Genomic DNA, 10,010 nt, shown 5'->3' on the forward strand with positions numbered 1-10,010 from the left:
CTCGTCCAGGTGGGTGAACTCGGGGCCCTTGGCGCTCAAGGCAACCTCATGACGTCGACGTGGGAACCGGCGGGGAGGGTCTCGATGTCCTCCGGTACCTGGATGAGCGAATTCGCGGTGGCGAGCGACCCCAACTGGTGTGAGCCCTGCACCTCGGCCGCGGTGACGGTGTACGTACCGCGGTCGAACGAGAGTTTGCCGCGCAGGAAGTGACGCAGTCCGGCGGGGGACGTGATCTCTTCCGCAAGGACGGCGCTCACCATGGGCAGTGGGTCAGGTACCAGTCCCTGCATGGCGCGCAGGGCGGGACGCACGAAAACCTGGAACGACACGTACGCGCTGACGGGGTTGCCAGGGAGGGTGAAGACGGGCGTGCCTTCGAGGAGGCCGAACCCCTGGGGCTTGCCCGGACGCATGCGCACCTTGTGGAAGTTCACCGTCCCGGTACCGGCCAAGACCTCCTTGACCACGTCCTTGGTGCCCATGGAAACACCACCCGTGGTGACGATGGCGTCGGCGCGGGCGAGTTGGTCTTCGAGCATCTCCAGCACCTTGCCGGGCTCGTCCACGACGGTGGCCTGCCGGAAGCCCACTCCGCCTGCCTCGACCACAGCGGCGGTGAGCATGTAGCCGTTGGACTCCCAGATCTGGCCGTGCCCGAGCGGGGAACCCGGCTCGCGCAGCTCGTCCCCGGTGGCGACGACGACCACGCGGGGCCTCGGACGCACCGTCACCCGGGCCCGGCCCACGGCGGCGATCATGCCGATCTGCGGGGCGCCGAGCCGCGTGCCCGCGGCCACGACGACCTGCCCGGCGCGGACGTCCTCGCCCGCCCGGCGGATGTAGTTGCCCGCCGGCGCGGAGCGGGAGACCCGGACGGTGGCGTTGCCGCCGTCCGTCCACTCGACGGGGATCACCGCGTCGGCGCCGGCCGGCAGCGGCGCGCCCGTCATGATCCGGGCGGTCAGGCCCGGCCGGATCGCCGACACGCCGGTGTCGCCGGCGACGATGTCCCCGACGACGGGCAGCGTGACCGGGGCGGTCTCGCTCGCCGCGGCGATGTCGGCCGCGACGACGGCGTACCCGTCCATCGCGGAGTTGTCGAACGGCGGCAGCGGAACCTGCGCGGACACCGGCTCCGCGAGCACCGTCCCCTGCGCCTCCAGCAGCGCCATGTCGAGCGGCGGCAGCACCGCGACACTGCCGAGGATCTCCGTCAGATGCTCATCGACCGATCTCATGCCCACGGTCCCAGCATGGCGTGCCGTCACGCGTCCCCGGAGCCGGCCGCGTCGTGCTCGCGCACGAACTCGCGCAGCCACGGGAGGAAGTCGGGCCCCAGGTCGGGGCGTTCCACGGCGAACTGCACGACGGTCCGCAGGTATTCGAGCTTGTTGCCCGTGTCGTAGCGGCGTCCCCGGAACTTGACGCCGTAGACGCCACCGCCCTGGCCGGCGGGCGTGTCGGCGAGCGTGCGCAGCGCGTCGGTCAGCTGGATCTCGCCGCCGCGCCCCGGCGGGGTCTTCTCCAGGACGTCGAACACCGCGGGGTCGCAGACGTAGCGGCCGATGATGATCCAGTTGCTGGGCGCCTCCTCGGCCGAGGGCTTCTCGACGAGGTCGGAGATCCGGACGACGTCGTCCTCGTCCGTCGCCTCGATGGCCGCGCACCCGTACGCCGAGACCTGGTCGGGCTCGACCTCCATCAGCGCGACCACGCTGCCGCCGTGCCGCTGCCGCACCTCGATCATGCGCCGCAGCAGCTTGTCGCGGGCGTCGATCATGTCGTCGCCGAGCAGCACGGCGAACGGCTCGTCGCCGACGTGCTGGCGGGCGCAGTGCACCGCGTGCCCGAGCCCGCGCGGCTCGCCCTGGCGCACATAGTGCATGATGGCCAGGTCGCTGGACTCGTGCACGGCCTCCAGGCGCTCGTCGTCGCCCTTGGCCCGCAGCGCCTCCTCCAGTTCGTACGCCCGGTCGAAGTGGTCCTCTATGGACCGCTTGCTGCGGCCGGTGACCATCAGGACGTCGCTGAGGCCGGCGTCGACCGCCTCTTCGACGACGTACTGGATCGCCGGCTTGTCGACGACGGGCAGCATTTCCTTGGGAGTCGCCTTGGTGGCGGGCAAGAATCGGGTACCGAGCCCGGCCGCCGGGACGACCGCCTTGAGCACAGGTGCATTGTCGGCCATGTACAGACCCTAGCCACCCACGAGGACGGCAGCGTGCAGGACATCGTTTCCAAGAGCGACCTACGAGCCGAACTGCTGCGCAGGCGTGCGGCGATGACGCCGGACGCCCGCGCGTCGGCCGGGAGATCGATACGCGACGCGCTGCTGTCGGTCCCCGAGGTCGAGATGGCGGGGACTGTCGCGGCATACGTCTCGACCGGCACCGAACCGGACACGCGCGGCCTGCTGTTCGCGCTGTGGAAGCGCGGCGCGTACGTGATCCTCCCCCGCCTGCTCCCGGACGGCGATCTCGACTGGGCGTCCTACGAGGGCCCCGACTCGCTCGTCCCGGGGCCGCGCGGGAACCTGGAGCCGTCCGAGCCGCCCCGCGGCCCCGGCGCCGTGGCCAGCGCGGACGTCGTGATCGTCCCCGCGCTCGCCGCCGACCGGACCGGCATGCGGCTCGGGCGCGGCGGCGGCTCCTACGACCGGGCGCTCGCCCGCGTCGGCCCGGCGATCCTGACCGTGGCGCCGCTGTACGACCCGGAGGTCCTGCAGACGGTCCCGGCCGAACCGCACGACCGGCGAATCCGCGCCGCCGCGACCCCGGCCGAGGGCCTGCTGCGCTTCGGCTGACGGAACGCCCCTGGCGGCTCAATAGAGTTGGGGGCAAGATCGCCCGGAGGCGGGCATGGTGGGCGAAACGGGAGGTTCGAGATGACGGCGCCGTGGCGGATCCTGTCGCTGCCCCCGATCGCGGACGAGATCGTCCGGCGGCTGTTCGAGCCGCTCGGGGACGCCGCCGAGGTGACGTTCCCGCAGACCAGGGACCGCGCCGGGCTCATCGCCGCGCTCCCGGACGCCGACATCGTGATCGGCGACTTCAGCGCCCGGCTGGCCCTGGACGCCGAGGCGGTGCGGGCCGCGCGGCGCCTGGCGTTCGTCCAGATGCCGGCCGTCGGGACCGACAGCCTCGACGTCGCCGCGCTGACGGCGGCGGGCGTGCCGGTCGCGAACGCGGCGGGCTTCAACGCCCGCGGGGTCGCCGAGTGGGCGGTGGGCGCGGCGTTCGCGCTGTGCCGCCACCTCGCCTGGGCGGACCGGGGCGTCCGCGCGGGCGGCTGGCCGCAGATGGAGGTGGTCGCCCGGCGGCCCCGGGAGCTCCACACGCAGCGCGTCGGGATCGTCGGGTTCGGCGCGATCGGCGCGGAGGCGGCGAGGCTGTTCACCGCGCTCGGCTGCGCCGTCTCCTACTGGACGAGGCGTCCGCGTCCCGAGGCCGTGGCCAGGTACAGGGAGCTGGACGATCTGCTCGCACAGTCCGACATCCTTGTGCTCGCCCTACCGCTGACAGACGAAACGCGCGGTCTGATCGGTCCCGAACGTCTCGCCCTCATGCCGGAGGGCGCGCTGCTGGTGAACGTGGCGCGCGGGGGCATCGTGCCCGACGACGCCATCCTCGCCGCTCTGGAGTCGGGACGGCTGGCTGGGGCGGCCCTCGACGTGTTCGACGAGGAACCCCTACCGGAGGGGCACCCGTTGCGTAGCCACGAGGAGGTCCTGCTGTCTCCGCACTCTGCGGGGTCGTCCGTCCAGTCACAGCTGAACCTGGTGTCGGTCGTGCGCGACAACGTCACCGCGGCCGTTCGGGGACACGAGGTACAAAACGTGATCAACGGGCTGGAGCCGCAGGTCACACGGCGGTAGCGGGCGTTCGGTCCGGGCCGTCCCTCAACCGCAAATGTGCGTTCGTCGCGTGAATGAATAGGATTGCTAAACGATCCGCTGTGAAGGCCCCGCGAAGGGTGGGATGTGCATCTCGACATTTGGCTACTCCTCGGGTCCACCCTCGTACTCAGCGCAATCCTCGCGGTCCGGTTGTCACACCGGGTCGGGCTGCCGTCCCTCCTGGTCTACATGGGGCTCGGCCTCCTCATCGGGGAGTCCGGGCCGCTGCACATCACCTTCGATGACGTCGAGCTCGCCCATCTGCTCGGCTTCGCCGCCCTCGTCCTGATCCTGGCGGAGGGCGGTGTCACGACCGACTGGCGGCGTGTCCGGTCCGCGGTGCCCGCCGCGATCGTGGTCTCCACCATCGGCACCCTGATCAGCATCGTCATCGTGGCGGTCGCCGCCATGTGGCTGATCGGCATGGACTGGCGGCCGGCGTTCCTGCTCGGCGCGGTGCTCGCCCCGACCGACGCGGCCGCCGTGTTCTCGGTGCTGCGGCGGCTGCCGCTGCCGTCCCGGCTGTGCGGGCTGCTGGAGGCCGAGTCCGGCTTCAACGACGCCCCCGTCGTGATCGTCGTGATCGCGCTCAGCACCCACGCCACCGCGCCGAACCTCGCCGAGCTCCTCGGCCTGATGGTCTACGAGCTCGCCGCGGGCGCCGTCATCGGCGTCGCCATCGCCTGGCTCGGGGCACAGGGGCTGCGCAGGATGGCGCTGCCCGCCTCCGGCCTCTACCCCATCGCCGTCATGTCCCTGGCCGTCGCCTCCTACGGCGTCGCGTCGCTGCTGCACGGCAGCGGGTTCCTCGCCGTGTACGTCAGCGCGCTCGTCCTCGGCAACTCCCGGCTACCGCACGGTCCCGCCACCCGCGGGTTCGCGGAGGGCATCGCCTGGCTGGCACAGATCGGGGTGTTCGTGATGCTGGGCCTGCTGGCGTCCCCAAGCGAACTTCCCGGGCAGATGGTGCCCGCGCTGCTGATCGGCTTCGTGCTGCTGCTGGTCGCCCGGCCGGTTTCGATCGCGCTCTCCACGGTGGGGTTCGGGATGTCGTGGGGAGAGAAGATCTTCGCGTCGTGGGCGGGGCTGCGCGGCGCCGTCCCGATCATCTTCGCCACCATTCCGATGGCGCAGGGGGTCGAGCAGTCCGGCCGGATCTTCTCGATCGTCTTCACGATCGTGGTCGTCTTCACGCTGCTCCAGGGGCCGACGCTGCCGCTCGCGGCGCGCCTGTGCCGGCTGGAGGGCGACGACCAGACGCGGGAACTGGACGTCGAGGCGGCGCCCCTGGAGGAACTGCACGCCGACCTCCTGGAGGTGCGGATTCCGCCGGATTCCATGCTGAGCGGTGTGGAGATCTTCGAGTTGCGGCTGCCGGCGGGCGCGTCCGTCACGCTGATCGTGCGCAACGGGTCCAGCTTCGTCCCGGAGAGCACCACGCCTCTGCAGGCGGGTGACACCCTCCTGGTCGTGGCCACCGACGCCGTACGGGAAGCCGCCGAACGCCGCCTGCGCGCGGTGAGCCGCAAGGGGCGGCTGGCCGGGTGGTTCGGGGAGACGGGCTTGTGACCGGGGCTGGCCCGGGGATCGCCTCCGGCGGCTTGCCGAACGGAGACCGGTCTGGGAACAGGCCGGGGGCGAAACATGTTGCAGCCACGGGTACCATTAGCAGTCGTTCATAGTGAGTGCCAGTCCGGGGCTCAGCCGGGCTGAGTCAGCGAGGAGGAACCGTGCCGACGTATCAGTACGTTTGCACCGAGTGCGGCGAGCCTCTGGAGATAGTGCAGAAGTTCAGCGACGACGCGCTGACCGAGTGCCCGGCGTGCAGCGGCAGGCTCCGCAAGGTCTTCTCCGCCGCCGGGATCATCTTCAAGGGATCGGGCTTCTACCGCACCGACAGCCGCGGCTCCGGCAAGAGCTCGACGGTGGGCGCCTCGTCCAACGGATCCTCGTCCAACGAGTCCTCCTCGAACGGGGACGGCTCCAGTTCGTCCAAGGCGGACACGTCTTCGTCGTCCTCCGGGAGCGACTCCTCGTCGTCCTCCAGCACGTCCTCCTCTTCCTCCGAGAAGGTCGCCTGATTCTCTAGGGCTCATACCGGGGGATCCGCTGCCCGTCCTACACGCAGGCCGTACGGGTCCCCCGGCTTTCGTCATGCCCGGACACCGGCCGCGTGGTCAGTCCGCCCGCCGAGGGGCCGCCCTCCCCGTTCAGTAGGAGGGCGCCCTCCGCCGCTGGTGTCTGCCGGGCCATGCCCGGCCTCCGTCTCAAGACGTAGCCGCGGCGTGGAGTTACCCCGCTGGCGGTAGCCGCGATCAAGCCTCACGCCGGAGGCGCGGACGGGTCTTCCATAAGACGATTGAGTGGCTGGGAGAGGCCCCGGGCAGGGCCCCTCCCCGCGCGTTCAGCTCTGCGGCGTGAATCTCCTGTGTCGAGAACGAGAGCGGGGGATTCGCCGGAAATCTCGCGATAGTACTTGACATTCGTCTCGGTAGGCGAGAAATTTCCGGAGACGCGATATATCTCGATAGCAGGAGAGGAACCATGAGCGGACAGAGCCCGGCTCCCCCCAGGACGTGGGCCCATCGCCTGGCCGGACTGATCGCCGGCCGGCGCACCAAGTGGGCCGTGCTGGCCCTGTGGGTCGTCCTCCTGGCCGCCCTCGGACCGCTGGCGGGCAGGCTCGGCGACGTGGAGAACAACGAGGCCGCGGCCTGGCTCCCCGACGGAGCGGAATCCACCCAGGTCGTCGAACTGGACGAGCAGTTCCGCACGGACGAGACGATGCTCGCGGTCGTCGTCTACGAGCGCGCCGGGGGCATCACCGCCGACGACCGCGCGAAGGCCGCCGCCGACGTGTCCGCGCTGCAGAACCTGCCGGGCGCGCAGAAGGCGCAAGGACCGATCCCCTCGAAGGACGGCAAAGCGCTGCAGACGCTCGTACCCCTCGCAGACGAAGACGTGGTCGGCGCCGTCGACGAGGCACGCGAGATCGCCAAGCGCGGACCTCCCGGCCTCTCCGCATACGTCACCGGGCCCGCCGGGGGCGGCGCCGACCAGATCGAGGTCTTCGAGTCCATCGACGGGTTCCTGCTCATGGCCGCGGGTTCCGTCGTCATCGTCCTTCTGCTCATCATCTACCGCAGCCCCATGCTGTGGTTCGTTCCCGTACTGAGCGCTCTCTTCGCTCTTGGGCTGGCCCAAGCACTGGTGTATCTGCTCGCCAAGTACGGCGACCTCACCGTCAACGGTCAGAGCGCCGGGATCCTGACCGTCCTCGTCTTCGGGGTCGCCACCGACTACGCCTTGCTGCTCGTCGCCCGCTACCGGGAGGAACTACACCGGCACGAGGACCGGCATGAGGCGATGGCCTTCGCGCTGCACCGCGCCGCACCGGCGATCCTCGCGTCCGCCGCCACCGTCGCCGCCGGCCTGCTGTGCCTGCTGCTCGCCGAGATGAACTCCACGGCCGGCATGGGCCCCGTGGCCGCGGCGGGCATCCTCACCGCCCTCGCCGCGATGACCACGCTGCTGCCGGCCCTCCTCGTCATCTGCGGCCGCTGGCTGTTCTGGCCGCTGATCCCCCGCTACGACGCCAAGTACCTGCGGCCGGAGGCGTACGAGGCGGAACACGGCATCTGGAGCCGGATCGCCGCTCTCGTCAGCAGGCGTCCGCGCGTCCTCTGGGCCGCCACCATGCTCGGGTTGATCGTCCTCAGCCTCGGCCTGGGCTCGCTCAAGACCGAAGGGACCTCGGACGCGGGGATGTTCACCGGACGTCCCGACTCGGTGCAGGGCTCGGAGGCCGTCGCCCGGCACTTCCCCGCCGGGTCGGGCTCCCCGGCCGTCGTCATCGGCTCGGCATCGGCGTCCGACAGGCTCGCCGAGACCGTCCGCGGCACACCGGGCGTCGCCGAGATCGGACCGCCCGCCACGGTGAACGGCCTGGTCAGGTACGAGGCGACGCTGAAGGACCCGGCCGACGGCGCGGCCGCCCGCGGCACCGTCGAGCGGCTGCGCACCGCCGTGGACGGCGTCCCGTCCGCGGACGCCAAGGTCGGCGGGACAACCGCGACGATGCTCGACATCCAGCGGGCCTCCGACCGCGACAACCTGGTGATCATCCCGATCGTGCTGGCCGTGGTGTTCCTCATCCTCGTCGCGCTGCTGCGCGCCGTCGTCGCCCCGCTGCTGATGATGGGGACCGTGGTGCTGTCGTTCCTGGCCTCGCTCGGCGCCTGCGCGGTGATCTTCGAGTACGGCTTCGGCTTCGAGGGCGCCGACCCCGGATTCCCGCTGCTGGCCTTCATCTTCCTGGTCGCGCTGGGCGTCGACTACAACATCTTCCTGATGCACCGCGTCCGCGAGGAATCGCAGACCCTCGGCACCCGCCGCGGCATCCAGCGCGGGCTCACCGTCACCGGCGGGGTGATCACCTCGGCGGGCCTGGTCCTGGCGGCGACGTTCGCGTCCATGGTCACGCTGCCGCTGGTGTTCATGGTCGAGATGGGCTTCGCGGTGGCGTTCGGCGTGCTGCTCGACACGTTCATCGTCCGATCCCTGCTGCTCCCCGCCCTGGCGCACGACCTCGGCCGCCGGATCTGGGCCCCGAGTCGCCTGGCCAAGCAGGAACCCGTCCCCGCCCCGCCCAAGGTCCTGGACCCTGTCGGCTGACACCACGAACCCCCGGCTCCGGCCGGGACGGGGAAGCGAAGGGGCCCGGTCCCGGCCGGGCCCCTTCTTCGCGCCCCGGGAAGTTATCCACAATCTGCGGACGGCCTCCCGGGTGCCGGGACGGGCTGGCTAGTGTCGGCGCCATGTCCTCTCAGTCCTCTCAGCCTTCCGCCGCAGAGCCCGCCGCAGAGCCCGCCGCAGGGCCCGCCGCCGAGATCGGCGTCATCGGCGGCTCCGGTTTCTACTCGTTCCTGCACGACGTCGAAGAGGTGCGGGTCGACACCCCGTACGGGCCGCCGAGCGACCCCATCGCGGTCGGCGAGCTGGCCGGCCGCCGCGTGGCGTTCGTCCCCCGGCACGGCCACGACCACCGGTTCCCGCCGCACAAGATCCCCTACCGGGCCAATCTGTGGGCGCTGCGCTCGCTCGGCGTCCGGCAGGTGCTGGCGCCGAGCGCGGTCGGCTCCCTGACCCCCCGCTACGGCCCCGGGACACTCGCCCTCCCGGACCAGATCGTGGACCGGACGTCCGGACGCGACCAGACCTACTACGAGCGCGGCGCCGCCGTGCACGTGTCGTTCGCCGACCCGTACTGCCCGGCGGGCCGCCGCACCGCCGCGGAGACCGCGAAGACGGCCGACTGGGACCTCGCCGACCGCGGCACCCTCGTCGTCATCGAGGGACCGCGCTTCTCGACCCGGGCGGAGTCCCAGTGGTTCGCCGCCCAGGGCTGGACGCTGATCGGCATGACCGGCCACCCCGAGGCCGTCCTCGCCCGCGAGCTCGCGCTCTGCTACACCTCCCTGTGCCTCGTCACCGACCTCGACGCCGGTATCGAGGAGGGCGAGGGCGTCACCATGGACGAGGTGCTCCGCGTCTTCGGCGAGAACATCGGCCGGCTCCGCACCCTCGTGGGCGACGTCGTCAAGGCGCTGCCCGCCGAACGCACCTGCCCCTGCCCGAACGCCCTGGACGGTATGAAGCTCCCCCTGGAACTGCCGTGAACGCCCGCTTAGCCCGGTTGCGGCGGCCCCTGGCGGCACTGTTCGCCGCGGCCGCCGCCGGCCTGGCCCTGCTCGCTCTCCGGCCGGGGCCGCCACCGTCCGTCCGCGTCCTCACCGCCGCCCGCGACCTGCCCGCCGGGACGACGCTCACCGCGTCCGACCTGCGCCGCGTGGACCTGCCGACCGCCGCCGTCCCGTCCGGCGTCCTCCGCTCCGGCACCGGCCGCGTCCTCGCCACCCCCGTCCGCGAAGGCGAACCCCTGACCGACACCCGCGTGGTCGGGGACGGCTTGCTGCGCGGCTACGGCACCGGCACGGTGGCCACCCCGGTCCGCATGGCCGACGCCGATGCCGTCCGCCTCCTCCACCCTGGGGACCGCATCGACGTCCTGACCACCCCCGAACCGCCAGCCCTCCCCGAGGCCGCGCCGGCC

At 71.6% G+C, this 10,010-nt stretch carries 9 protein-coding genes; 7 read left to right on the forward strand and 2 right to left on the reverse strand.

From position 1 onward, the window contains the following. Nucleotides 1-35 precede the first annotated feature (35 nt). Together glp and galU are read right to left on the reverse strand one after the other, a co-directional pair. Nucleotides 36-1,241: a gephyrin-like molybdotransferase Glp gene (glp, locus tag E1289_RS14620; RefSeq protein WP_131980286.1), complete on the reverse strand. Its 1,206-nt coding sequence runs from the start codon at nt 1,239-1,241 to the stop codon at nt 36-38. A gap of 26 nt (nt 1,242-1,267) precedes the next feature. Further along, nucleotides 1,268-2,191 carry a UTP--glucose-1-phosphate uridylyltransferase GalU gene (gene galU / locus E1289_RS14625; RefSeq protein WP_131980288.1) on the reverse strand — a complete coding sequence of 308 codons (924 nt, stop codon included), beginning with the start codon at nt 2,189-2,191 and terminating at the stop codon, nt 1,268-1,270. 33 nt (nt 2,192-2,224) lie between these two features. On the opposite strand from galU, the gene E1289_RS14630 reads away from it, so the two are divergent. The 7 genes from E1289_RS14630 to E1289_RS14660 form a co-directional block, all read left to right on the forward strand. Beyond that, nucleotides 2,225-2,806, forward strand: a complete 582-nt coding sequence (locus E1289_RS14630; RefSeq protein WP_131980290.1) for a 5-formyltetrahydrofolate cyclo-ligase — start codon at nt 2,225-2,227, stop codon at nt 2,804-2,806. Nucleotides 2,807-2,887: 81 nt separating this feature from the next. Beyond that, a complete protein-coding gene (locus tag E1289_RS14635) occupies nt 2,888-3,877 on the forward strand; it encodes a 2-hydroxyacid dehydrogenase (RefSeq protein ID WP_131980292.1) in 990 nt (329 codons plus the stop codon). Nucleotides 3,878-3,982: 105 nt separating this feature from the next. Further along, nucleotides 3,983-5,467 carry a potassium/proton antiporter gene (locus tag E1289_RS14640; RefSeq protein ID WP_131980294.1) on the forward strand — a complete coding sequence of 495 codons (1,485 nt, stop codon included), beginning with the start codon at nt 3,983-3,985 and terminating at the stop codon, nt 5,465-5,467. Nucleotides 5,468-5,628: 161 nt separating this feature from the next. Next, on the forward strand, nt 5,629-5,979 hold the full coding sequence (locus tag E1289_RS14645; RefSeq protein ID WP_131980296.1) for an FmdB family zinc ribbon protein: 351 nt from the start codon (nt 5,629-5,631) through the stop codon (nt 5,977-5,979). A 463-nt stretch (nt 5,980-6,442) separates the two neighbouring features. Next, on the forward strand, nt 6,443-8,572 hold the full coding sequence (locus tag E1289_RS14650; RefSeq protein ID WP_131980298.1) for an MMPL family transporter: 2,130 nt from the start codon (nt 6,443-6,445) through the stop codon (nt 8,570-8,572). A gap of 143 nt (nt 8,573-8,715) precedes the next feature. Further along, nucleotides 8,716-9,576: an S-methyl-5'-thioadenosine phosphorylase gene (locus E1289_RS14655; RefSeq protein WP_131980300.1), complete on the forward strand. Its 861-nt coding sequence runs from the start codon at nt 8,716-8,718 to the stop codon at nt 9,574-9,576. Next, the coding region (locus tag E1289_RS14660; protein ID WP_131980302.1) for an SAF domain-containing protein at nt 9,573-10,010 on the forward strand (438 nt) is incomplete at its 3' end. The genes E1289_RS14655 and E1289_RS14660, both read left to right, overlap by 4 nt.

Source organism: Actinomadura sp. 6K520 (assembly GCF_004349245.1).
GTDB lineage: Bacteria > Actinomycetota > Actinomycetes > Streptosporangiales > Streptosporangiaceae > Spirillospora.